Source organism: Paracoccus sp. pheM1 (assembly GCF_018499825.1).
Classification (GTDB): domain Bacteria; phylum Pseudomonadota; class Alphaproteobacteria; order Rhodobacterales; family Rhodobacteraceae; genus Paracoccus; species Paracoccus versutus.
Map to the genome: position 1 here is coordinate 1,731,539 of NZ_JAGXCX010000002.1, position 21,516 is coordinate 1,753,054.

The following is a 21,516-nucleotide window of genomic DNA, read 5'->3' on the forward strand; positions in this document are numbered from 1 at the left end:
GGGGTTCATGCGGCAAGCTGCCGGGTCTGGCCAAGCGCCTGGTCGATGGCGGCCTGGCGCTGTTCTGGGCCGATGCTCACGCCGTCGGCCATCACGAATTCGGCCTCGATGCCGATGAAGGCAAAGACCGAGCGCAGGTAGCTTTCCAGATGCTCCAGCGCCACCCGCGCGTCGTCGCTGTAAAAGCCGCCGCGCGCCAGGGCGACGATCACGCGCCTGCCGCCGGCCAGCCCCTCCGGTCCCTCGGCGGTATAGCGGAAGGTCTTGCCGGCGACGACGATGCGGTCGATCCAGGCCTTGAGCTGGCTCGGCAGGGTGAAGTTATACATCGGCGCGCCGATCACCACCGTCTCGGCGGCCAGGAACTCGTCCAGAACCGCGCTGTCGGCCAGCGCATCCAGCGTCAGATGCGGCAGCGGCGCGCCGGCCAGGTCGCGGCGGATGACGGGGACGCCGGGCCGGGCCTCGGCCAGCCGGTCGATGATCGCCTGGCTGACGATGCGGCTGACGCTGTTGTCGCCGGTGATGCTGCTGTCGATATGCAGGATGGTCACTTTTGTCTCCTAGGTATGGAATTTATACTGAGGCCGCTTAGATAACCATCGGGAAGACCCCCGCAAGAAGGCACAATCCTGTGCCGCAGTTACATGGCTGTGACCCGGTCACGGCAAGGAAACCGGAGAAACCAGATGCATGACCCCAACAGTTTCGGTTGCCGGGCCTTTGCCGCCGTCCTGCAGCGGATCGGCGACAAATGGAGCCTGCTGATCGTTTCGGTCCTGGCCGAGGGGCCGCGGCGGTTCAGCGAATTGCGCCGCGAGATCCCCAGCATTTCCCAGCGCATGCTGACGCTGACCCTGCGCGGGCTGGAGCGCGACGGGCTGGTGTCGCGCACGGTGACGCCCAGCATTCCGCCGCGCGTGGATTACGAATTGACCGAGCTTGGCCGTTCGCTGCGCAAGCCGGTCTGCGCGCTGGCGGAATGGGCGATGGCGAATATCGACGCGATCCATGATGCCCAGGCCCGTTTCGACCGGGCGGGCGAAAAGGTCTAGCCGGGACAAGGCCCCTGCATTCGATCTGCCGGGGGCAATGCCGTTCAGATGGCGAAATCTTCCAGCGCCTTGCCGGCGGCCAATCCTTCGGCGATCCAGCGGGGTTTGCGGCCGCGCCCGCTCCAGGTCAGATCGGGATTCTCGGGGTGGACATATTTCGGCGCGGCCGCGGGACGCTGCGCCGCCGTCTCGATCAATTGCGTCAGGGAAAAGCCGAATTGTTTCGCGGCTTCCTCGGCCTTGGCGCGGGCTTCGGCCTTGCGGCGGGCCTCGAAACCGGTGGTGGCCCTTTCGACATCCTTGCGCAGCTGTTTCAACTCGGCCAGGGACATGGCGTTCAGATCGATCTCGGTCATTTGCAGTTCCTTTCGATAGGCGATTGGCGCCGCTGCCGCATTCACGCCGGAAACCGGCGGCCGGCGAAGGCGCCGCGCTGATCGTTCGAAAATAACCGCCGGGCGGTCGGAATATCAAGATCCAGCGCCGCGGTTTTTCAATCGCCCATTGGCGACGCCGGCAGCATTTCAAGCCGCCCGATGGCCATGCGCGGCATGCGATCTTAATCCCGGCGATCATCGGGTTTTGCGTCGCTGGGGCCGCAGGAGATCGCCTTTCCATTTCAGCGTTTTGCCTGGTCGATTTGCGCCGATGGGCGCACCGATTATGCGATCTTCATCGCTTGGCTTCCAGAAACCTTGCCGGCCGGTTGTCCTGGAATCTGCCGGATCATTGGCGTTTTTATCGCAGGCGACCGGCAATTCCGGGCGGGGTGGCCGCGTGCCGCGTTGATGCCTGGGCTTTGGCCCGGATATGATCCATGTCAAGGCGCGGTCGGGGCGGCCGGGGCCATATGTCGAAAAGGATGGCTGCGATGGATCTCGACTTTCTGCTTGAGCATGTTCCCGAGCCGCAACTGGCCGCGATCTTCGGCCTGCTGGTCGGGGCCGTCTTTGGCTTTTCCGCGGAACGGTCGTCCTTTTGCCTGCGCGCGGCCACGGTGGAATTCGCCCGTGGCAGCCTGGGGCCCAAGGTCGCGGTCTGGCTGCTGACCTTTTCGACCGCGGTGATCTGGGTCCAGGGGGCAGGGCTTCTGGGCCTGTTCCGCGCCGAGGAGGCGCGGATGATGGCCGTCACCGGCAGTTGGTCGGGCGCGGTGATCGGCGGGCTGATGTTCGGCGCCGGCATGGTGCTGGCGCGCGGCTGTTCGGGGCGGCTTCTGGTGCTGGCGGCGACGGGGAACCTGCGCTCGGTCGTGTCGGGGCTGATCTTCGCGGTGGTGGCGCAGATGGCGCTGCATGGCTGGCTGGCCCCCTTGCGGCAGGAACTGGCGGGGCTGTGGACCACGCCGGGCGGGCGCAATGTCAGCCTGCTGACGGCGCTGCCGCTGCGCGAATCCGGCGCCATCCTGGTCGGCATCGGCTGTGCCGTGCTGGCGCTTTGGCTGGCGCGGGCGAACCGGATCGGCCTGCCGGTGCTGGTCTTTGCCTCGGGCGTGGGCTTTGCGGTGGCGCTTGGCTGGGTGCTGACCTTTTCGCTGTCGCAGCAGGCCTTCGATCCGGTCAGCGTGACCTCGGCCACCTTTTCCGGGCCTTCCGCCAGCACGCTGATGTTCTTTCTGACCGAAAGCCCGATCCTGGATTTCGACATCGGCCTGGTGCCGGGCGTCTTTGTCGGCGCCTTCCTGTCGGCAGCGCTGAAGCGGCGGCTGAAGTTCCAGGGCTTCGAGGGCGAGGGGCAGATGCGGCGCTCGATGCTGGGGGCGGCGCTGATGGGCTTCGGCGCCATGCTGGCCGGGGGCTGCGCCATCGGCGCCGGCGTCTCGGGCGGCTCGATCTTCGTGGCGACGGCCTGGCTTGCGCTGTTGTGCATGTGGATCGGCGCCGTCATCACCGACTGGCTGGTGGACCAATCCGCGCATCGGGCGACGGCCTGACCGGGCGGGGGCGGGAAAAGGCCGGGGCCGGAAAATGCCGGCCGGGACGCATGAAATCGCTTCGTCATATCGCTCAAGTCGTATATTCGTATCTTGATATATAAGCAGGAGAGGATTTCACATGCGTGCCATTCTATTTGGCCTGGCATTATCGGCGCTGTCGCCCCTGGCTCCGGCCTGGGCGAGCGATGCGGCGGCCTTGCCCGAAAACAAGCAGACGGTGCAGAAGCTGTATCTGACCGCGGCCGAGGCCTATGAAAAGGTCGTGCAGTCCCCGCAGGAGGTGCTGTTTCTGGATGTGCGCTCGCCCGGCGAGGTGGCCTTTGTCGGCATGGCGACCGTCGCGGATGCCAACGTGCCCCACATGATCCAGCCCGCATCGCCCGCCTGGGACGACAAGCGCTCGACCTTCAAGATGGAAAGCAATCCCGGCTTCATCGACGAGGTCCGGGCCCGGCTGGGGGCCAAGGGCCTTGGCCAGGATGCTGCCATCGTCCTGATCTGCCGGTCGGGCGACCGCAGCGCCAAGGCGGCCAACGAACTGGCCAAGGCGGGCTTCGGCAATGTCTGGTCGGTGACGGACGGGTTCGAGGGCGACCTTGCCAAGGACGGGCCGCTGGCCGGAACCCGCAGCGTCAACGGCTGGAAGAACGCGGGCCTGCCCTGGAGCTACAAGCTGGACAAGGCCAAGATGCACGGGATGTAACCCGGCGGGCCGGAGCGGCCGGGCAGGGCAGGTGCCCGCCCGGCCGCAGCCTTATTCGAACTCCATCTCGGCAAAGACCACGCCGGCATTCTTGGTCGCCAGTTCCTCGAACGTATCGAGCCGCGACCAGCGCGACTGGTCGACGTAATAGGCGCCGCCCAGGTCGCCGCCCTCTTCGATATGCGCGCCGATCTTTTCGCGCAGATCGGCCAGGTAGTCGCGGGTATAGCGCGTCACCTGCGCCAGGTTGGTCGGATGGCCATGGCCGGGAATGACATGGGCCGGGGCCAGCGGCGCGAATTTCGTCTCCCATGTCTCGATCCAGCACGAGGTGCAGGTGCCCTCGAAGATCGGCGGCATGCGCTCGTGAAAGGCGATGTCGCCGGCGATCATCATCGACCATTGCGGGATCCAGACCTGGGTGTCGCCGGGCGAATGCGCGGGCCCCAGGTGCAGCACCTCGATGGCGACGCCGCCCATGGTGATGTCCTTGCGGTCGGTGAAGGTCTCGGTCGGATGGGCGATGACCGTGCCCTCGGCCCTTTCGCGGGCATAGTTCTGCAGGCCGGCCAGATCCTGCGGCGCGCCGTCGGCGAATTCGGCGGCGGCCTCTTCATGCGCCAGGATCGGCACGCCCTGCGCCGCCCAGTAGCCGTTGCCCAGCATGGCGTGGCCCTGGCCGTTTTCGTTGATGACCAGCTTGACCGGCTGGTCGGTGACGGCGCGGATTTCCGCGTGCAGCGCCTCGGCCAGCTGCCACGACGCGCCCGAGTTCACCACCACCACGCCCTCGTCGGTCACGATGAAGCTGAGGTTGTTGTTGTGCCCGGCATTGTCATAGGTCGGCGGCGCAGTGGCGCCGATGGCCGAAAAGACGTTCGGGATCACCTCGACCGGCTTCGAATACAGGACCGATTGCGGGTATTGGTCGGGGATGTCCTCGGAGGCGAAGGCGGGCGCGGCGACCAGGCAAAGCATCAGTCTGCGCATCAGATCTCTCCCGTGAAGCGATAGCCGGTTTCCGCCTTTTCGACCCGGCCGAGCCCGCCTTGCGGCAGGTGGTAGCCGATGAAGGGCATGGCATCCGCCGCCAGCCGTTCCAGCAGCGCAATGCGGGTGGCGGCGGCCAGCGGCGGATCCTGGTCCGAGGGCGAGGGCCAGTCGGGGCGCTCGAAGGCGATATGGTGGTTGCCGATCGCATCGCCCACGACCATCAGCGCGCCCTCGGGCGTCGCGATCTCATAGGCCAGGTGGCCGGGGGTATGGCCGGGGGTCAGACGCGCGGTGATGCCGGGCAGGGCCTCTTCGCCGTCTGCCAGCTTGCGGATGCTGTCGGCCACCACCTCCAGCCGGCGCGAGGCGCCGATGGCAAAGCTGGCGCGCTCCTCGCCGATGCTGTCGACGGTGGCGGGGTCCATCCAATAGTCGAACTCGGCCTGGCCGATCATGTATTCGGCCTGGGCAAAGACCGGCTCGTCGAATTCGTCCAGCAGGCCCCAGAGGTGATCGGGATGGCCATGGGTGATCAGCACATGGGTCACGTCATCGGGCGCCAGCCCCAGCGCCTCCAGCGCCTCGATCACCTTGCCGGCGGTCGGCATGAAGTCCGGGCCCGATCCCAGGTCGAACAGCACCGTGTTGGTGCCGTCGCGCAGCAGCGTCAGGTTGCAGGGCGGCGTCAGCGCGCCCGCCGCCAGCCCGTGCCGGGCCATGAGGGCCGAGACCTCGGCCTCGGGCAGCCCGGCGAAGGTGAAGTCCGGCGGCAGTTCCAGATGCCCGTCCGACAGGCTGTCGATGCGCACCGGACCCATGGTCAGGGTGGTGGCGGCCCAGGCCCGCCTGTAGGGCAGGGCCAGGGCGGCGGCCGAGGCCGCAAGGAAATGGCGGCGGCTCAGTTGCATGGGTTCGTCCTTCCGGTTCAGCCGAAGATGTCGGCGGTGATGCCCGCATACCAGCCGAGGCTTTCCTCATAGGTCAGCTTGCGCAGCGCGGCATCCTCGCCGGTGTTGCTGATGAAGTTCTCGACGCTGGCGATCCGGTCGCCGTTCGGCTGGTAGGACGCGCCCAGCTTTATGCCGTCATCGGGGGCCAGCAGCGACCAGCAGGTGTTGGAATACTTGGCCGGGAACACCCGCGAGCCAGTCAGCTCGCCGCGGATCGCCATGGCGGCGACCTTGGCCTGGCTGTTGGCCGAGAAGGCGGATTTCGGCATGTCGCCCTGGGCGCTGGAATCGCCCAGGACCCAGACATTCTCGTCCATCCGCGACTTCATGCTGTCGGGATGCACCGGGGCCCAGCCGCTCTCGTCGGTCAGCCCGGCGATGGCGGCGATCCGGCCGGCGCTCTGGGCCGGGATCACGTTGCAGCAATCGACCTTTTGCGCCGTGCCCTCGACCAGCACCTCCATGCTGTCGGGGCGCACCTCGACGCTGGCGCCGCCGAATTCGGGGCTGATCCATTCGACCATGCCGTTGTAATATTTCCCCCAGCCCTCCTCGAACAGCGTCTGCTTGGAGAATTTTTCCTTGGGGTCCAGGATGATGATCTTGGCGGTCGGATTGCCCTGCTTGAGCAGATGCGCGACCATGCTGATCCGCTCATAGGGGCCGGGCGGGCAGCGATAGGGGTTGGGGGGCGCGACCATGGCGAAGACGCCGCCCTGGGGCATCGACTCGATCATGCGCCTGAGCAGCTGGGTCTGCGGCCCGGCCTTGTAGGCATGGGGCATGATTTCGGCCGCCTCGAGCGACCAGCCGGGGACCGAATCCTCCTTGAACTCGATGCCGGGCGACAGCACCAGCCGGTCATAGGGCAGCACCTGCCCGCCCGCCAGCGTGACCGTCCGCGCCGCGCGATCCACCCCGACGGCCGTGTCGTTGACGACGGCGACCCCGGCGGCGGACAGCTTGTCATAGCCGTGCTGAAGGCTTTCGAAATCGCGGAACCCGCCGATATAGAGATTCGAGAAGAAGCAGGTCGTATAGACCGGATTGGCCTCGACCAGGGTCACGTCCAGCGCGCCCTGGGAATCCCTGGCCATGTAATGGGCCGCCGTGCCGCCGCCGGCGCCGCCGCCGATGACGACGACCTTCGGCTTGCCCCGTCCCAGGACGACGGGCGCATAAAGCAGCCCGGTGGCGGCAGTGGCGCCCGCGATCAGCGATCGTCTCGTCAGGATCATCTTTCTCTCCTCCCTGATGAACGGTCCGGTGCGTGGCAACCGGCCGCTTTTCGGTCATTCGAGCGTGGCGAAGAAGGCGGCCAGCGCCGCGATCTCTTCCTCGCTGAGCCTGCCGGCCATCATCTGCATCACCGGATGCGGCCGCAATTTCTGCTTGTAGGCGTGCATGGCGACCACGAAATCCTCCTGCGGCCAGCCGGCGATCGAGGGGATGCCCTGGTCGGAGCCGTCGCGCTGGTGGCAAGTGGTGCATTCCGCCGACAGATAGGCGCCGAACTCGGGATCCCCGCGCAGGGCCAGCACCTCTTCGGACAGCACCGGCGCGTTGCGGCGGGCGGTGGGCTCGGCCTCGGGAATGTCCTGGGGCCGGTCGGAATAGTCGCGCATATAGGCCATCAGATCGGCCCGCGCCTGGGGATCGGCCAGCCCGCGATAGGACATGCGCGTGCCGGTCACCAGCGCCTTGGGGTTCTCGATATAGGCGTCGAGCGTTTCCAGGGTCCAGGTCAGCCCGTCATTGCCCTTGCGCTTCATGGCCTTGGAATAGCTGAAATCGGCCAGGCTGGCGGCGCGGCGGCCGAAGACGCCGTTCAGCCGCGGGCCGACGGAATGGCGCGCGCCCTTGCCGATCCGGTGGCAGACCGAGCATTCCTTGCCGAACAGCTCTGCCCCGTGGACCGCGTCTCCGATTTCGGCCGCTGCGGCCGGCGTGGTGCCGGTCGCAGCGGCCAGGAACAGCGCGGGCAGAAGCTTGCGCTGTCTCATGGGTTACTTGGCGAAGGTGGCGAGATAGGCGATGACGGCGGCGCGCTCGTCCTCTTTCTTCAGCCCGGCAAAGGACATCTTGCCGCCCTTGATCATCCCCTTGGGGTTTTCCAGATAGGTGTGCAGGGAAGCATCGTCCCAGACCAGCCCATCCGCGGCCATGGCGAGCAGGGGCTTGGAGTATTTGAAGCCCTCGACCTTGCCCGCCGGGCTGCCGACGATGCCGTTCAGCGTCGGGCCGGTGCTGTTCTTGGCGCCGTCGCCGACCTTGTGGCAGGCGGCGCATTTCTTGAACACCTTTTCGCCCTGGGCCAGCAGCGCCGGGTCCGCGGCGGCCGCGGCTTCCGCCGGGGCCGGGGTTTCCGGCGCCGCGGCGGCGGTCTTGACCACGACCTCGGGCGCGGCTTGCGCCGGTGCCTCGACCGGCGCGGCCTCGGCCTTCTTCTCGGCCGGTGCGGCGGGTTCGGCCGGGTCGGCGGCTGCGCCCAGGTTGGGCATGCTGCCGGCCGGGCGGCCGTCGGGATCCTCGGGCGTCACGTTCAGATCGACCGCGCGCTTGGTGATCTCGACCCCGACCGCGCAATCCGTCATGCAGGGCTCTTTCGAGAACAGCGGATATTCGCTCTGGTCGCGGTCGTCGGGATAGAAGCCCTCGGCATTGGGCAGCACGACCTTGGTGAAGTTCTCGTGGGTCAGGACGAAATCGTCCTCAACCAGGCCGTTGGAATAAAGCAGGAAGGCGGTGATGGCATAGGTGTCGTCCACCGACAGGGTCTGCGCCGAGCCGAAGGGCATCGAGCGATGGACATAGTCGTAGACCGTCGACAGATAGGGCCAGTAGCTGCCGATGGTCTTGACCGGGCGCGGATCGGTCAGGCTGCCGTCGCCGCCCGCCAGCACCGGCCAGCTGTCCAGCCCCTCGGCGAAGTCGCCGTGGCACGAGGCGCAGTTGTCGGCGAAAAGCGCATCCCCCGTGGCGACATCGCCCGAGCCGGGGCGCAGCCCTTGGCCGTCGGGCAGGACCGCCGTGTCCCAGGCGCTGATCTCTTCGGGCAGGGCCGCGCGGCCCAGTCCCAGCTTTTCCGCCATGGCCGGACCGGCAAGCACCGAGGCCGCCAGCACCGAGCCCAAAAACAGCTCAAGCGATTTCGACATTCTCGACCTCCCCGTCGGCCTTGACCCACCAGGTCTGGATGCCGTTGTTGTGATAGACGTTGTTGCGGCCGCGGATGGCGCGCAGGGCATCCTTGGTCGGCTGGACATAGCCGGTCTCGTCCACGGCGCGCGATTGCAGCAGCATTTCCGACCCGTCCCATTCGATGTCCAGGTGGAAGCGGGTCAGCGCCTTGGGCAGGGCCTGGCCGGTGATCCGCGCCGTGGTCCAGTTCTTGCCGCCGTCCAGCGAGACATCGACGCGGGTGACGCGGCCGTTGCCGCTCCAGGCCAGGCCGGAGATCACCAGCGGCCCCTTGCCGTGGCGGATCGGCACCTGCGGGCTGGGCGAGGTGATGACCGATTTCGCATCCATCACCCAGGTCCATTTCCGCGCCCGGCCGTCCGGCATCAGGTCGGTGTATTTCGAGGTCTCCTCGCGGCTTTCCACCGCCTTGTCATAGATCCCCAGGCGGCGGACCCATTTCACCCACATGTTGCCTTCCCAGCCCGGCACGACCAGGCGCGCGGGATAGCCGTGTTCCTTGCGCAGCGCCTCGCCATTGGCGAAGAAGGCCAGCATCATGTCGTCCATCACCTTTTCCATCGGGAAGGAGCGACCGTTGGACGAGGCATCTGCGCCCTCGGCATAAAGCCATTTGCCCTCGGGCTTGACCCCGGCCTCGGCCAGCAGTACCGACAGCGGCACGCCGACATATTCCATGTTGTGGATCATGCCCTGGGTATACTGGCAGCCCTCCAGCTGCGCGCCGCCCCATTCCATGCCGCCGTTTGCCGCGCATTCGCAGAAGGCGGTGGTGGTGGTGCGGGGAAAGCGCAGCAGATCCTCGAAGGTGAAGACCAGCGGCTTTTCCACCAGCCCGTTGATCATCAGCCGGTAGTCCTGCTTGCTCAGCTCGATGGAGCCGGAATGGTGCCGCTCGAAGGCACAGCCCTGGGGCGTGATCGTGCCTTCCAGCGCATGGATCGGCGTGAAGTTGATCGAGGAGACCGGGCTTTCGGTCAGCCATTCGACATATTGCCGCTTCACATGCGATTCGAAATGGATCGGCAGGCCGTAGGGATTGGCATCGACCGCCTCGCCGAATTCCGAGGCCCAGGGCTGGATCTCGGTAATCAGCGGGTCGGGGGTTTCGGCCGCGCGGGCCAGGCCCGTGCCGGTGACAAGGCTGGCGCCGGCCACCGCGCCCCCGCGCAGAAAGGCGCGGCGCGAGGTGCCGACGGCGTCCTTGCCGTCCTTGGTGAGTTCGTCTTTCATGGGCGAACGCTCCTTCGTGATTGTCAGACCCCGGTCACGGTGACCGAGGTGTTGGGTTGCAGACGGACGGTGCCGATCTTGCGGATATGCGATTCGACCACGTCCCAGATTTGCGGGCCCTCGGTGCCTTCGTTGACCGATGCCCAGCCGGCGACTGTGTAGGATTTGGCGGGCTCGATGGCCTCGCCCGTGTCGGCCAGCGCCATGGCGCCGATCCGTTGCCCCATCGGCTTGGACACGTCGATCGCATAGGCCAGCCCGCCCACGCGCACCATGTCCCCGCCCTGCTGGTAATAGGGGTCCGTGTTGAAGATGTTGTCGGCGACGTCCTCCAGGACGGTCCTGAGCGTCTCGCCGGTCATTTCGGTGCGGTAGACCGCGCCATAGGTCATCGAGGTGACGTTGTGGACGTCCTCGCGGGTGATCGCATCGCCGGGCAGCAGCGTGGTGCCCCAGCGCACGCCCGGCGACAGCGCGATCTGCACGTCGCGTTCCGTGCGGATGGCGTCGCAGATCAGGTCGTCCCACGAGCCGTTGAAGTTGCCGCGGCGGTAGAGCAGGCTTTCGGTGGTGCCGATCTTTTCCTCGAGCTGCGCCTGGAAGGGCGCGCGCTCGGCGTCGATCAGGGCGGCCATGTCGGCATCGGGCGTGATGACGTCCGAGAAGATCGGGATCAGCTTGTGGCGGAAGCCCATCATCTTGCCGTCGCGCACGTCCAGGTCGACGCGGCTGACGAATTTCCCGTTCGAGCCGGTGGCGATCAGGATCGTCTCGCCGATCAGGACCGGCTCGGGGACGGCGTCATGGGTATGGCCCGACAGGATCACGTCGATGCCCTTGACCCGGCCGCCCATCTTCTTGTCGACGTCGAAGCCGTTGTGCGACAGGACCACGACCAAGTCGACGCCTTCGGCGCGCAGCTCGTCCACGACCTGCTGCATCCGTTCCTCGCGGATGCCGAAGCTGTATTCGGGGAACATCCACTTCGGGTTGGCGATGGGCATGTAGGGGAAGGCCTGGCCGATGACGCCGATGCGCTGGCCGCCGCGCTCGAAGATCTTGTAGGGCTCGAAGGCCGGCTCGTCCCATTCCACGTCGAAGATGTTCGCGCCGAGGAAGGGGAACTTCAGCTGGGTCTCGACGATCTCCTTGACCCGCTCGGTGCCATAGGTCCATTCCCAATGGCTGGTCATGGCATCGACGCCAAGCGCGTTCATCACGTTCACCATGTCCTGGCCCTTGGTCAGGAACGAGGTCATCGAGCCGTGCCAGGTGTCGCCGCCATCGAGCAGGATCGAGTCGGGCCGGGCGGCGCGGATCGCCTTGACCACGGTCGCGACGCGGTCCATGCCGCCCATCCGGCCGTAGCCGCGCGCCAAGGCCTCGAAATCCGGGTAGCTGAGCGCATAGGCATCGGCCGAGCCGGGCGCGATGCCGAACATCTTCTGGAACTCGGCGCCGGTGACATGGGGCACCTTGCCCTTGGCGTCGCCCACGCCGATGTTGATCTCGGGCTCGCGGAAATAGAGTGGTTTCAACTGGGCATGGATGTCGGTCACATGGATCAACGTCACATTGCCGAAATCGTCGAACTGCAGCAGCTGGTCCTGGGTCAGCGCCTGCTGCGCCGACACCCGCGACCATGTCCCGAAACCCGAGGCCCCGACCAGGGCCGAGCTGGCCATGGCGACCTGAATGAACTCACGTCGGGTAATCATCCCCCGGTTACTCCTGTGCGTTTCGGACAAGACTCTTCCGCCGCGCCAAGGCGCGCCGAAGCATTGCCCTTTCGATTGGTAGGGAAGGGGACCGCCGGCAGGGCCGGCGGTCGCAAGGCTTCAGTGCCGGACCGACACGCCTTCGACCGAAAGGCCGTTGCCGCGCGAGGCGACGTAAAGCTCCAGCGCCTTGAAGTCGTCCGAGCCGGCCTTGAAGGTCTCGGCGCGGGTGTCGCGGACGCAGCCCACGAAACGCTGCTGTGCCGTGACCATGCCCGAGTCCTTGAGCCGGTAGGTCGGGAAGCCGTTCACCTGGCCCTGGCTCAGGTGGTCGGCCCGGATCATCAGGCCGTTGTTGTCCTCGTGGCAGTTCGCGCAGGACATTTCCAGCTGGCCATAGCGGGTATAGTAGATCTCCTTGCCATGCTCCCAATAGGGGGCAGCGGGCCCGTCGATCTTGACGTTGACCGCCATGCCGCGCGACTGAAGCGAGATCAGCGACAGCATGTCCTTCATGTTCTCCGAGGTCACTCCCCATTTCTCCAGGCCCATGCGCTCGGTCACGCAGGCGTTGACGTAATCCTCCATGATCATCAGCTTGCCGGTCTTTTCGTCGACCCGAGGCATGACGGCGCGCAGCCCGGCCATGGATTCCGGTCCCTGGTGGCAACTGGCGCAGCTTTCGCCGCCCGTGCCCATGGCCGCGTTCCACTTGTCAAGGCCGCGGTCCACGAAGACCATGGCGGGGTTGTCGAAATCGTCCCGCTCCAGATCCCGCGTGGTGTCGTCGCGAAAGTGCCAGCCGGAATAGATCGCGTCGAACGTATCGGCCAGAAAGGCGGGCGGTGCGGTCTTGGTCACGATCTCGACCTGGCCCTCCTCGGCTTCGATGACCAGTTCGTCCTCGACCGGGTCCGCGAAAGCCGCGCCCGCAAGGGCGAGGCCAAGGGCCGTGGCGGCCAAGGTGCCTTTTGTCTTGGTAAAGCGCAGCATCGCGTCTCCTCCCTGGATCTGGATGTTTGCGGCGCTCAGGCGACCGAGATCGGCTTCACGTCTTCGTAGACAGAGCCGTCGTCGTCATACCAGGTGAACTTGAATTCCCCGGCCGCATCGACCTTGGCGTCGAATTCGAAATAGGGGTTGGTCGAGACCGCCGGGTCGATCGCCACGTCCACCACGTTCACCCCGTTCAACTCGCACGTGAAGCGGTTGATGATCGAGCGCGGGATCAGCTTGCCCTCGGCATCCTTGCGCTGGCCCGATTCCATCTTGTGCGAGATCAGCGCCTTGATCGTCACGCTCTCGCCCGCCTTGGCCGAACTCGGAACCTTCACGCGGGGCTTTGCATCATCTGCCATCGTAATTCTCCTGTTCCTGGACTCAGCCGCCGCAGCCGCCGATGGTGACTTTGACGGTGGTCTGGGCCTTCACGATCGAACCGTCGCCCATCTTCGCCAGCGCGATCACGTCCTGGGTCTGGGCCAGGCGGATGCGGGTCGCGGCGCGCTGGTCGGCGGCGGCGGGACCGAAGTTGAAGGTGGCGACCGCCGGCTCGGGGTTGCCCGCCGCCAGCAGCATGACCGACACCGCGCCGGGGGCGCTGACCTCGATCGGCACGGTATTGCCGTTCTCGGCGATCTCGGGGGCGGTCAGGGTAATCCCGCCTTCGCCCGCGGCCGCGCCGCCGGTGAAGGCCGCGGTCAACTCGTCAACGGTGCTCGCCATCACGGCCTTGCCCGGCAGGGCGGCGGCGGCAAGCCCGCCAAAGCCGATCCAGAGTGCCTCACGTCTTGAAAGGATCATGTCTTTCTCCTTGATTGTCGGGCCTGTAGAGATCAGGCGTCATTCCTTCAGCGTCACGAGGAAGGCCACGACATCCTCGATCTGCTGTGCGTTCAGGATGGGGGCCAGCGGCTCGGCCCCGGCCTTGCCGGTGAAGCCGTCGCCGGGCCGGACGAAGCCGTCCACCTTGTAGAAGGCCGGCATGAAGGTGCCCTCGAAGGTCATCTTCGCATTGGCGACGATGCCGCGCAGTTGGGCCTCGGTCCAGCGATCGCCGGCGCCGTCCAGCGGCGGGGCGATGGTGCCCGGAAACTCGACGTCCGGCAGCGCCCCGATCTGGTGGCAGGCCACGCAGTTGCCAAGCGCGTTGGTGGTCATGACCCGAACCCCTTCCTCGGGGTTGCCTGGGGCGCCGGTCAGGGAAGCCTCGACCGCGCCTTCGACATAGACCACTTCCTTAGGTGCCGTTTCACAGATGGCAGGCGTCGCGATGGCCATGGCCACCACCGACGCATACCATAGATGGCTGCTCATGCTGTCCTCCCTGTGCTCTCCCTGGATTGATGATAGCGAATGGACGCCGGTCCTTACAACATAAATATAGCAATTTTTGAATATTTATATGTATGCCGGTCCGAAGGGGCCGGATCAGTCCTTGCGTTCCAGTTCGCGGGCCAGAAACTTCTGGAAATGCTCGCCATTTTCATAGCCATGCGCGCGGACCCAGGTCAGCAGGGCGCTGGTCGTGCCCTTGCCGAACGCCCCCGGCATCATCGCCACGGCGGCCTGGGCGGCGGTCTTGTCGGCCGGCACTTCCTCGGGAAGGAAGATCATCGTCGGCGTGAACATGACGCCCCAGCGCACGGCCATGTCCTTTTCCGAAAGGGCGGTGCCGTCGAAATCCGTGACCTCGACATCGCCGAACAGGTTCATCTGGACGACGAAATAGCCGTCGCGGATCAGCGCGTCGATCTCGGGGTCGGGAAAGACCTTCTCGTGCATCTCGGCGCAATAGATGCAGCCGCGCTGCTCGACCAGGATCAGCAGGCGCTTGTCCTGCGCATTGGCCTCGGCCAGATCCTCGCGCAGATCCTTGAAGGTCTCGCGCAGCCAGGTGGGCTTGTGCAGGCCGTCGTCGCCGATTTCGGCGGCGGCTGCGGGTGCTGCCGCCAGCAGCAGGCAGGCGGCCAGGGCGCGGATCGGTGTCATGGTCGGGCTCCTCTCAGGTAAGCGTGGCTGTCCAGTCGAAGTTGCGAATCATCCAGTCGGCGATGGCATTGACGGAATTGGTGGCGATCAGGATGCCGAAGACGATCAGCATGACCCCCATCGCCTTTTCCACATGCCCCATCATCGCGCGGTGCCGCGCGACCCAGGACAGGAACGGCGCCGCGAAAAAGGCCGCCAGCACGAAGGGCAGGGTCATCGCCAGGCCGTAGACCACCAGCAGCAGCCCGCCGCGCCACAACTCGCCCATGCCCGAGGCCACCATCAGGATCGCCGCCAGCGCCGGCCCCACGCAGGGCGTCCAGCCGAAGCCGAAGGCCAGCCCCATCACATAGGCGCCGATCAGGGTCGAGGGCTTGGCCTCGGTCTGCACCCGCGCCTCGCGGTAAAGCAGGCCGATCCGCAGCACGCCCAGGAAATGCAGGCCGAACAGGATCAGCACCCCGGCGGCGACCCAGGACAGGGTTTCCTTCCATTGCGCGAAGGCCTTGCCCAATGCCGTGGCCCCCAAGCCCAGCAGCAGGAAGATCGTCGTCACGCCCAGGGCAAAGGCCAGCGCGCGCAGCACCATCCGCTGGCGCGCGCCCGGCGCCACCGTGCCGCCGTCGCGCAATTCGCGCACCGACGCCCCCGCCATATAGGACAGGTAGAACGGCACCATCGGCAGGATGCAGGGCGAAAGAAAGGAAAGCAGCCCCGCCAGCGCGGCCCCGCCATAGGTGACATCCAGCATCGTTACCCCCCGCAACTTGCCGTGCTGCCGATGCTTGCCCGGCGGCCGGCGTTATATTAGAATATTCCTATGTTCAAATTATGGCGTCAATCCTGTTCTGGAATCCCCCTGTCCAAGCCCATGCTGCTGGCGCTGCTTGCTGCGGCATGGCCGGCCGGGACGGCATGGGCGGCAGAGCTGCGGCTGTTGATGTTCGAACAGCCCGGCTGCCTTTATTGCGCGCGCTGGGACGCCGAGATCGCGCCGCAATATCCGCTGACCGACGAGGGCAGGGCCGCGCCGGTGCAGCGGCTGCAGATGCGCGACCCCCTGCCCTCGGGCGTCGAGCTGGCGCGGCCCGTGACCTTCACCCCCACCTTCGTGCTGATGGCCGGCGAGGTCGAGTTCGGCCGCCTGGAAGGCTATCCGGGCGAGGACTTCTTCTGGCCCATGCTCGCCCGGCTGATCGGCCAGGCCGAGCCTGATTCCACCACCGATCCGCGATAAATTGGCCCAGCCCTCCGGTTTGGGTTGCCGCGCGCCGGCTTACCCGGCATTTAGGGACCGAAGGGAATGGGGATGAGCCCTTGGGCGGTATCGAGAACATCCGGCAGGAACCGGAACAGGAAGCCGATTTCGACGCGCTGATCAAGGCTGCGAACGATGCCTCGACCTTTCTGAAAGCGCTTGGCCATGACGGCCGCCTGATGATCCTGTGCTATCTGATGAGCGGCCCGAAAAGCGTGACCGAGCTGGAGAACCTGCTGTCCTCGCGCCAGGCCGTGGTCAGCCAGCAACTGGCGCGGCTGCGCCACGAAGGACTGGTCAGCGCGCGGCGCGACGGGCAAACGATCTTTTATTCGATCCTCGATCCCAAGGTCGTTGACTTGCTTGTCGTTCTGAAAAAGCTGTTCGGGACGGATTGCTGATCCCGCGGGGAGGCGGGGGCGGTGCCGGGAGGCCGCGGAACCGGATTTCCGCGGGAATGGGAGAGATGCGATGGATGAGCTGCCCTATGGATTGCTCGCCGCCCTGGTCGGGCTGGCAGGCGGGATCGTGCTGGGACTTGCCGCACGGCTTGGGGACTTCTGCACGCTCGGCGCGCTGGAATCGGCGGTCTATGGCAAGGACGCCCGGCGGCTGCGGCTTTGGGGCGTGGTGCTGGGGGTGGCCATCCTGACGACGCAGGCGCTGGCCCTGGTGGGCTGGATCGAGCTGGAGAACAGCTTCTACCACACCATCCGCTGGAACCCGCTGGCCTCGATCGTCGGCGGGCTGGTGTTCGGCTATGGCATGGCCATGGCCGGGAATTGCGGCTTCGGCGCGCTGGTGCGCTTCGGCAGCGGCGACCTGCGCTCGCTGGTGGTGGTGGTGGTGATGGCGATCATCGGCTTCATCGTCCTGTCCGGGCCGCTGGCGCCGCTGCGCGTGCTGCTGTTCCCCCAGCCCGAGGCAAGCGGCCCGCAGGGCATCGTCCACGACCTGGGCCTGCTCGGCCTGCCGGCGCCGCTGACGGTGGCGCTGTTCGGTGCCGGGGCACTGGCCTGGGGGCTGGGATATGCGCCGCTGCGGGCAAGGCCGCAGATGATCGCCTGGGGCGCCGCTGCGGGCCTGGCGGTCAGCTGGTGCTTCTTCGGCACCAGCTGGCTTTACGACCACAGCCTGGGCGCGGTCCAGATCGAGGGGCCCTCGTTCACCGCGCCGGTCGGCCGGACGCTGATCTACCTGATGACCTCGACCGCGGGCGGGATCACCTTTTCCGTGGGCTCGGTCGTGGGCGTCATGGCCGGGGCGCTGATCGGCTCGATGATCCGCGGCCTGTTCAAATGGGAGGCCTGCGAGGATCCCCGCGAACTGGGCCGGCAGGTCGGCGGCGCGGCGCTGATGGGCGCGGGCGGCGTGGTGGCGATGGGCTGTTCGGTCGGGCAGGGGGTCTCGGCCTTCGCGGCCCTGGCGTGGTCCGGCCCCGTCACACTGATCGCCATCGCCGCCGGTGCCGCATTCGGGCTGCGCCGCCTGATCGGCGGCTTCCAGAACGCCGTGGACTGAAACCTGGCGGCGGCCGACCCTGCCTGCGTCGCGCGGATCGCCAGCCTGCCGCGGCTGCGCCAAGGGCCGGTCCCACCGCCCTGATCGTCCTCGCGGCCGGTGCTGCATTCGGATCGCTCCGCCTGATCGGCGGCCTCCAGAACGCCGTGGACTGAAGCTTGGTGCCGGCCTGCCCCGCCTGCGTCGCGCGGATCGCCAGCCTGCCGCGGCTGTGCCAGGGGGCGGCCTCGCTACCCCCGAAAGCAATCACCGGAAAAGCGAGGCCGCCCCCGGTCCGGCAAGCGCTTGGCAGGGGACGGCATCGCCTTTTCCGGGCCGCGGCCGAAGGCGCGGCAGGGCGACGGCACGCGATCCGGCCGCGGGCCGCCTGCATCGCTTCCTTCGCCGGAACGGCCCCTGCGCTTCTGCGCGCCGGGCCGTTCCCTTTCGTCACTCCATCTCTATCATGAGGTCTTTTGCGTCGACCTGTTCACCTGGCCTGACGTGGAGGGTCTTGATCAGGCCTTCTCTGTCGGCGTGGATGGCGGTTTCCATCTTCATCGCCTCGATGGTCAGCAGCAGGTCGCCGGGGTTGACCTTCTGCCCCTGCGTCACCGCGACCGAGGCGACGACGCCGGGCATGGGGGCGCCGAGATGGCCCTCGTTCGTCGGATCGGCCTTGGGACGGGCGGCGGTCTGCGCCTTCACCAGCCGGTTCGGCACCCGGATCACCCGGGGCTGGCCGTTCAGCTCGAAGAAGACCTTGACCTCGCCCTTCTCGTCGGTCTCGCCCACGGTCTGCAGCCGGATCTCCAGCGTCTTGCCGGGGTCGATCTCGGCCTCGATCTCCTCGCCCGGCTCCATGCCGTAGAAGAAGGCCCGCGTCGGCAGAACCCGCACCGGGCCGTATTGCCGGTGCCGGCCCATGTAGTCCAAAAACACCTTGGGATACATCAGGTAGCCGTTCAGGTCCTCGTCGTCGACCGCCTTGCCTTCCAGCTGGCGGACCAGCTCGGCGCGGGCGGCCGCGATGTCGACCGGCGGCATGGCCGCGCCGGGGCGGGCGGTCAGCGGCGCCTCGCCCTTCAGCACCTTCCTCTGCAAGGCCTCGGGCCAGCCGCCCGGGGGCTGGCCCAGGTTGCCCCGCATCATGTCGACGACCGAATCGGGGAAGGCGACCTCGACCGCCGGGTCCTCGACCTGCGCGCGGCTCAGCCCCTGCGCCACCATCACCAGCGCCATGTCGCCCACCACCTTGGAACTGGGCGTGACCTTGACGATGTCGCCGAACATCCGGTTCACCTCGGCATAGGCCTGGGCGACCTCGTGCCAGCGCTCCTCGAGCCCGAGCGAGCGCGCCTGCGCCTTGAGATTGGTGAACTGGCCGCCGGGCATCTCGTGCAGCCAGACCTCCGAGGCCGGGGCCTGCAAGCCGCTCTCGAAGGCGGCGTAATGCTCGCGCACCGCCTCCCAGTAGTTCGAGATCCGGCGGATCGCCTCGATGTCCAGCCCGGTGTCGCGGTCGGTGTGGCGCAGCGCCTCGACCACCGAGCCCAGGCAGGGCTGCGAGGTATTGCCCGAGAGCGCATCCATGGCGCAATCCACCGCATCCACCCCGGCCTCGGCCGCGGCCAGGATCGAGGCGCCGCTGAGCCCGCCGGTGTCATGGGTGTGGAAATGCACCGGCAGGCCGATCTCTTGCTTCAGCGCGCGGACCAGGATGGCGGCCGAGGCGGGCTTCAAGAGCCCGGCCATGTCCTTGAGGCCAAGGATATGCGCGCCGGCATCGCTGAGTTCGCGCGCCATCCTGAGGTAATATTGCAGGTCGTATTTCGCGCGCGCGGGATCGAGCAGGTCGCCGGTATAGCAGATCGTGCCCTCGCAGATCTTGCCGCTCTCGATCACCGCATCCATGGCGACGCGCATGTTCGGGGTCCAGTTCAGGCTGTCGAAGACCCGGAACACGTCGACCCCGGTCCTGGCCGCCTGGGCGACGAAGCTTTGCACCACGTTGTCGGGATAGTTGGTGTAGCCGACGCCGTTGCTGGCCCGCAGCAGCATCTGCGTCATCAGGTTCGGCATGCGGGCGCGGATGTCGCGCAGCCGCTGCCAGGGGCATTCCTGCAGGAAGCGATAGGCGACGTCGAAGGTCGCCCCGCCCCAGCATTCGACCGAGAACAGGCCGGGCAGGTTCGCGGCGTAAGAGGGCGCCACCCGGATCATGTCGATCGAGCGCATGCGCGTGGCCAGCAGCGACTGGTGCCCGTCGCGCATCGAGGTGTCGGTGATCAAGAGCCGCCTCTCGCCCAGCATCCAGTCGGCGACGGCCTTGGCGCCCTTTTGCTCCAGCAGCTGGCGGGTGCCGGGGGCGGGCTCGGCCGCCGGATCGGCCTGGGGCCGGGGCGGCACCGGGATGCGGGCCTCGGCCGGCGGGCGGGGGCGGCCGGCGGTCTCGGGATGGCCGTTCACGGTGATGTCGGCCAGGTAGACCAAGAGCTTCGTCGCCCGGTCGCGGCGCTTGCGGAACGCGAACAGGTCCGGCGTGGTGTCGATGAACTTGGTGGTATAGGTGTCGTCGAGGAAGGTCGGGTGCTTCAAGAGGTTGATGACGAATTCGATGTTCGTCGCCACGCCGCGCACCCGGAACTCGCGCAGCGCCCGGTCCATGCGCGCGATGGCCTTTTCCGGGGTCTGGGCATGGGCCGTGACCTTGACCAGCAGGCTGTCGTAATAGCGGGTGATGACGCCGCCGGAATAGGCGGTGCCGCCGTCCAGGCGAATGCCGTTGCCGGTGGCCGAGCGATAGGCGGTGATGCGGCCGTAGTCGGGGATGAAGCTGTTCAGCGGATCCTCGGTCGTGACCCGGCATTGCAGGGCGTGGCCGTTCAGGTGCACGTCCTCCTGCCGGGCGACGCCGGTGGCCTGCGCCAGCGTCGCGCCCTCGGCGACCAGGATCTGGGACTGCACGATGTCGATGCCGGTGACCTCCTCGGTCACGGTATGCTCGACCTGGACGCGCGGGTTCACCTCGATGAAGTAGAAGGCCTGGCTGTCCATATCCATCAGGAACTCGACGGTGCCGGCGTTCCGGTAGCCGACGGCGCGGCCGATCTTCAGCGCCAGGCCGCAGACTTCCTGGCGCTGTGCCTCGGTCAGGTAGGGCGCCGGGGCGCGCTCGACCACCTTCTGGTTGCGCCGCTGCACGGTGCAGTCGCGCTCATAGAGATGGTAGAGCCCGCCATGGCTGTCGCCCAAGAGCTGCACCTCGACATGGCGGGCGCGCAGGATCATCTTTTCCAGGTAGCCCTCGCCATTGCCGAAGGCGGCCTCGGCCTCGCGCCGTCCCTCGCGCACCTTCTCGGGCAGCTCCTCGGGGGTCATGATCGGGCGCATGCCGCGCCCGCCGCCGCCCCAGCTGGCTTTCAGCATCAGGGGATAGCCGATCCCGGCCGCCTCGCGCCTGATCGCGTCGAAATCCTCGCCCAGCACCGCGGTCGCCGGGATCACCGGCACCCCGGCCGCGATGGCCACGCGCCGGGCGCTGGCCTTGTCGCCGAGCGCGCGCATGGTGTCCGAGGAAGGCCCGATGAAGGCGATGCCGGCGGCCTGGCAGGCATCGACGAAATCGGGGTTCTCGCTGAGCAGCCCATAGCCCGGATGGATCGCATCGGCGCCGGATTCCCTGGCCACCCGGATGATCTCGGCGATGCTGAGATAGGCCGCCACCGGCCCCAGCCCGCCGCCGATGCGGTAGGCCTCGTCCGCCTTGAAGCGGTGCAGGCTCAGCTTGTCTTCCTCGGCATAGACCGCGACCGTCTTCTTGCCCAACTCGTTCGCAGCCCGCATCACGCGGATCGCTATCTCACCACGGTTCGCTACCAAGATCTTTCGGAACATCAGTCCCCCCATGTTCGCCCGGTGGGCATCCTATCCATGCTGCGGTGCAGCGCAAGCACCCTTCGCGACGGTTTCATGACG

At 67.0% G+C, this 21,516-nt stretch carries 22 protein-coding genes; 6 read left to right on the forward strand and 16 right to left on the reverse strand.

Features of this window, described 5'->3' with window-relative positions; translation table 11 throughout:
• Nucleotides 1–5: 5 nt before the first annotated feature.
• Nucleotides 6–554, reverse strand: a complete 549-nt coding sequence (locus KF941_RS22505) for an NAD(P)H-dependent oxidoreductase (RefSeq protein ID WP_214274567.1) — start codon at nt 552–554, stop codon at nt 6–8.
• 135 nt (nt 555–689) lie between these two features.
• Between KF941_RS22505 and KF941_RS22510 the strand changes: the two genes are divergently transcribed.
• A complete protein-coding gene (locus KF941_RS22510) occupies nt 690–1,055 on the forward strand; it encodes a helix-turn-helix domain-containing protein (RefSeq protein WP_036757763.1) in 366 nt (121 codons plus the stop codon).
• Between the two features lie 44 nt (nt 1,056–1,099).
• On the opposite strand, the gene KF941_RS22515 is transcribed toward KF941_RS22510, so the two are convergent.
• A complete protein-coding gene (locus KF941_RS22515) occupies nt 1,100–1,411 on the reverse strand; it encodes an H-NS family nucleoid-associated regulatory protein (RefSeq protein WP_214274568.1) in 312 nt (103 codons plus the stop codon).
• 515 nt (nt 1,412–1,926) lie between these two features.
• Here KF941_RS22515 and KF941_RS22520 point away from each other — a divergent pair.
• Together KF941_RS22520 and KF941_RS22525 are read left to right on the forward strand one after the other, a co-directional pair.
• Complete coding sequence (locus KF941_RS22520) at nt 1,927–2,988, forward strand: YeeE/YedE family protein (RefSeq protein WP_114535903.1); 1,062 nt, start codon at nt 1,927–1,929, stop codon at nt 2,986–2,988.
• A gap of 121 nt (nt 2,989–3,109) precedes the next feature.
• Nucleotides 3,110–3,694 (forward strand): rhodanese-like domain-containing protein, encoded by a 585-nt coding sequence (locus tag KF941_RS22525; protein ID WP_072464274.1) that lies wholly within the window; start codon nt 3,110–3,112, stop codon nt 3,692–3,694.
• A 51-nt stretch (nt 3,695–3,745) separates the two neighbouring features.
• Here KF941_RS22525 and KF941_RS22530 read toward each other — a convergent pair whose 3' ends face one another.
• The 13 genes from KF941_RS22530 to KF941_RS22590 form a co-directional block, all read right to left on the reverse strand.
• On the reverse strand, nt 3,746–4,684 hold the full coding sequence (locus KF941_RS22530; protein ID WP_036757768.1) for an MBL fold metallo-hydrolase: 939 nt from the start codon (nt 4,682–4,684) through the stop codon (nt 3,746–3,748).
• The gene (locus KF941_RS22535) at nt 4,684–5,595 is read right to left on the reverse strand and encodes an MBL fold metallo-hydrolase (protein ID WP_214274569.1); all 912 of its coding nucleotides are present in this window, start codon (nt 5,593–5,595) and stop codon (nt 4,684–4,686) included. Before KF941_RS22535 ends, KF941_RS22530 begins: the two co-directional genes overlap by 1 nt.
• Nucleotides 5,596–5,612: 17 nt before the next feature.
• A complete protein-coding gene (locus KF941_RS22540) occupies nt 5,613–6,875 on the reverse strand; it encodes an NAD(P)/FAD-dependent oxidoreductase (protein WP_214274570.1) in 1,263 nt (420 codons plus the stop codon).
• Between the two features lie 54 nt (nt 6,876–6,929).
• A complete protein-coding gene (locus KF941_RS22545) occupies nt 6,930–7,640 on the reverse strand; it encodes a c-type cytochrome (RefSeq protein WP_036757774.1) in 711 nt (236 codons plus the stop codon).
• Between the two features lie 3 nt (nt 7,641–7,643).
• Nucleotides 7,644–8,795, reverse strand: coding sequence for a c-type cytochrome (locus tag KF941_RS22550; RefSeq protein WP_214274571.1), 1,152 nt, complete (start codon nt 8,793–8,795; stop codon nt 7,644–7,646).
• On the reverse strand, nt 8,779–10,071 hold the full coding sequence (soxC, locus tag KF941_RS22555; protein ID WP_036757778.1) for a sulfite dehydrogenase: 1,293 nt from the start codon (nt 10,069–10,071) through the stop codon (nt 8,779–8,781). Before soxC ends, KF941_RS22550 begins: the two co-directional genes overlap by 17 nt.
• Before the next feature lie 23 nt (nt 10,072–10,094).
• Nucleotides 10,095–11,789 carry a thiosulfohydrolase SoxB gene (gene soxB / locus KF941_RS22560; protein WP_214274572.1) on the reverse strand — a complete coding sequence of 565 codons (1,695 nt, stop codon included), beginning with the start codon at nt 11,787–11,789 and terminating at the stop codon, nt 10,095–10,097.
• Nucleotides 11,790–11,909: 120 nt separating this feature from the next.
• On the reverse strand, nt 11,910–12,782 hold the full coding sequence (gene soxA / locus KF941_RS22565) for a sulfur oxidation c-type cytochrome SoxA (RefSeq protein WP_116220767.1): 873 nt from the start codon (nt 12,780–12,782) through the stop codon (nt 11,910–11,912).
• A gap of 35 nt (nt 12,783–12,817) precedes the next feature.
• Nucleotides 12,818–13,147, reverse strand: a complete 330-nt coding sequence (gene soxZ, locus KF941_RS22570) for a thiosulfate oxidation carrier complex protein SoxZ (RefSeq protein ID WP_214274573.1) — start codon at nt 13,145–13,147, stop codon at nt 12,818–12,820.
• Nucleotides 13,148–13,169: 22 nt separating this feature from the next.
• On the reverse strand, nt 13,170–13,592 hold the full coding sequence (gene soxY / locus KF941_RS22575; RefSeq protein WP_036757785.1) for a thiosulfate oxidation carrier protein SoxY: 423 nt from the start codon (nt 13,590–13,592) through the stop codon (nt 13,170–13,172).
• 39 nt (nt 13,593–13,631) lie between these two features.
• Nucleotides 13,632–14,105, reverse strand: a complete 474-nt coding sequence (gene soxX, locus KF941_RS22580; RefSeq protein WP_036757787.1) for a sulfur oxidation c-type cytochrome SoxX — start codon at nt 14,103–14,105, stop codon at nt 13,632–13,634.
• A 114-nt stretch (nt 14,106–14,219) separates the two neighbouring features.
• Complete coding sequence (locus KF941_RS22585) at nt 14,220–14,780, reverse strand: thioredoxin family protein (protein WP_114535896.1); 561 nt, start codon at nt 14,778–14,780, stop codon at nt 14,220–14,222.
• A 13-nt stretch (nt 14,781–14,793) separates the two neighbouring features.
• On the reverse strand, nt 14,794–15,531 hold the full coding sequence (locus KF941_RS22590; RefSeq protein ID WP_214274574.1) for a cytochrome c biogenesis protein CcdA: 738 nt from the start codon (nt 15,529–15,531) through the stop codon (nt 14,794–14,796).
• Nucleotides 15,532–15,651: 120 nt separating this feature from the next.
• Here KF941_RS22590 and KF941_RS22595 point away from each other — a divergent pair, with 120 nt between their 5' ends.
• From KF941_RS22595 to KF941_RS22605, 3 genes are all read left to right on the forward strand, one after another.
• Complete coding sequence (locus KF941_RS22595; RefSeq protein ID WP_240540516.1) at nt 15,652–16,017, forward strand: thioredoxin family protein; 366 nt, start codon at nt 15,652–15,654, stop codon at nt 16,015–16,017.
• Between the two features lie 98 nt (nt 16,018–16,115).
• Entirely contained in the window at nt 16,116–16,439 is a 324-nt protein-coding gene (locus KF941_RS22600) for a metalloregulator ArsR/SmtB family transcription factor (RefSeq protein WP_243700249.1), read from the forward strand.
• Between the two features lie 70 nt (nt 16,440–16,509).
• On the forward strand, nt 16,510–17,559 hold the full coding sequence (locus tag KF941_RS22605) for a YeeE/YedE family protein (RefSeq protein ID WP_116220768.1): 1,050 nt from the start codon (nt 16,510–16,512) through the stop codon (nt 17,557–17,559).
• A gap of 429 nt (nt 17,560–17,988) precedes the next feature.
• Here the strand turns inward: KF941_RS22605 and KF941_RS22610 are convergent, their stop codons facing one another.
• A complete protein-coding gene (locus KF941_RS22610) occupies nt 17,989–21,435 on the reverse strand; it encodes a pyruvate carboxylase (RefSeq protein WP_214274575.1) in 3,447 nt (1,148 codons plus the stop codon).
• Between the last annotated feature and the right edge of the window lie 81 nt (nt 21,436–21,516).

Excerpts from the sequence above, each read along its gene's own strand:
- KF941_RS22585 (WP_114535896.1), bottom strand. The coding sequence starts at position 14,780 with ATGACACCGATCCGCGCCCTGGCCGCCTGCCTGCTGCTGGCGGCAGCA.
- KF941_RS22530 (WP_036757768.1), bottom strand. The coding sequence starts at position 4,684 with ATGCGCAGACTGATGCTTTGCCTGGTCGCCGCGCCCGCCTTCGCCTCC.
- KF941_RS22510 (WP_036757763.1), top strand. The coding sequence starts at position 690 with ATGCATGACCCCAACAGTTTCGGTTGCCGGGCCTTTGCCGCCGTCCTG.
- soxZ (WP_214274573.1), bottom strand. The coding sequence starts at position 13,147 with ATGGCAGATGATGCAAAGCCCCGCGTGAAGGTTCCGAGTTCGGCCAAG.
- KF941_RS22535 (WP_214274569.1), bottom strand. The coding sequence starts at position 5,595 with ATGCAACTGAGCCGCCGCCATTTCCTTGCGGCCTCGGCCGCCGCCCTG.
- KF941_RS22545 (WP_036757774.1), bottom strand. The coding sequence starts at position 7,640 with ATGAGACAGCGCAAGCTTCTGCCCGCGCTGTTCCTGGCCGCTGCGACC.
- KF941_RS22515 (WP_214274568.1), bottom strand. The coding sequence starts at position 1,411 with ATGACCGAGATCGATCTGAACGCCATGTCCCTGGCCGAGTTGAAACAG.
- KF941_RS22590 (WP_214274574.1), bottom strand. The coding sequence starts at position 15,531 with ATGCTGGATGTCACCTATGGCGGGGCCGCGCTGGCGGGGCTGCTTTCC.
- KF941_RS22610 (WP_214274575.1), bottom strand. The coding sequence starts at position 21,435 with ATGTTCCGAAAGATCTTGGTAGCGAACCGTGGTGAGATAGCGATCCGC.
- soxB (WP_214274572.1), bottom strand. The coding sequence starts at position 11,789 with ATGATTACCCGACGTGAGTTCATTCAGGTCGCCATGGCCAGCTCGGCC.
- KF941_RS22595 (WP_240540516.1), top strand. The coding sequence starts at position 15,652 with ATGCTGCTGGCGCTGCTTGCTGCGGCATGGCCGGCCGGGACGGCATGG.
- KF941_RS22540 (WP_214274570.1), bottom strand. The coding sequence starts at position 6,875 with ATGATCCTGACGAGACGATCGCTGATCGCGGGCGCCACTGCCGCCACC.
- soxC (WP_036757778.1), bottom strand. The coding sequence starts at position 10,071 with ATGAAAGACGAACTCACCAAGGACGGCAAGGACGCCGTCGGCACCTCG.
- KF941_RS22520 (WP_114535903.1), top strand. The coding sequence starts at position 1,927 with ATGGATCTCGACTTTCTGCTTGAGCATGTTCCCGAGCCGCAACTGGCC.
- soxY (WP_036757785.1), bottom strand. The coding sequence starts at position 13,592 with ATGATCCTTTCAAGACGTGAGGCACTCTGGATCGGCTTTGGCGGGCTT.
- soxX (WP_036757787.1), bottom strand. The coding sequence starts at position 14,105 with ATGAGCAGCCATCTATGGTATGCGTCGGTGGTGGCCATGGCCATCGCG.
- KF941_RS22605 (WP_116220768.1), top strand. The coding sequence starts at position 16,510 with ATGGATGAGCTGCCCTATGGATTGCTCGCCGCCCTGGTCGGGCTGGCA.
- KF941_RS22550 (WP_214274571.1), bottom strand. The coding sequence starts at position 8,795 with ATGTCGAAATCGCTTGAGCTGTTTTTGGGCTCGGTGCTGGCGGCCTCG.
- KF941_RS22525 (WP_072464274.1), top strand. The coding sequence starts at position 3,110 with ATGCGTGCCATTCTATTTGGCCTGGCATTATCGGCGCTGTCGCCCCTG.
- soxA (WP_116220767.1), bottom strand. The coding sequence starts at position 12,782 with ATGCTGCGCTTTACCAAGACAAAAGGCACCTTGGCCGCCACGGCCCTT.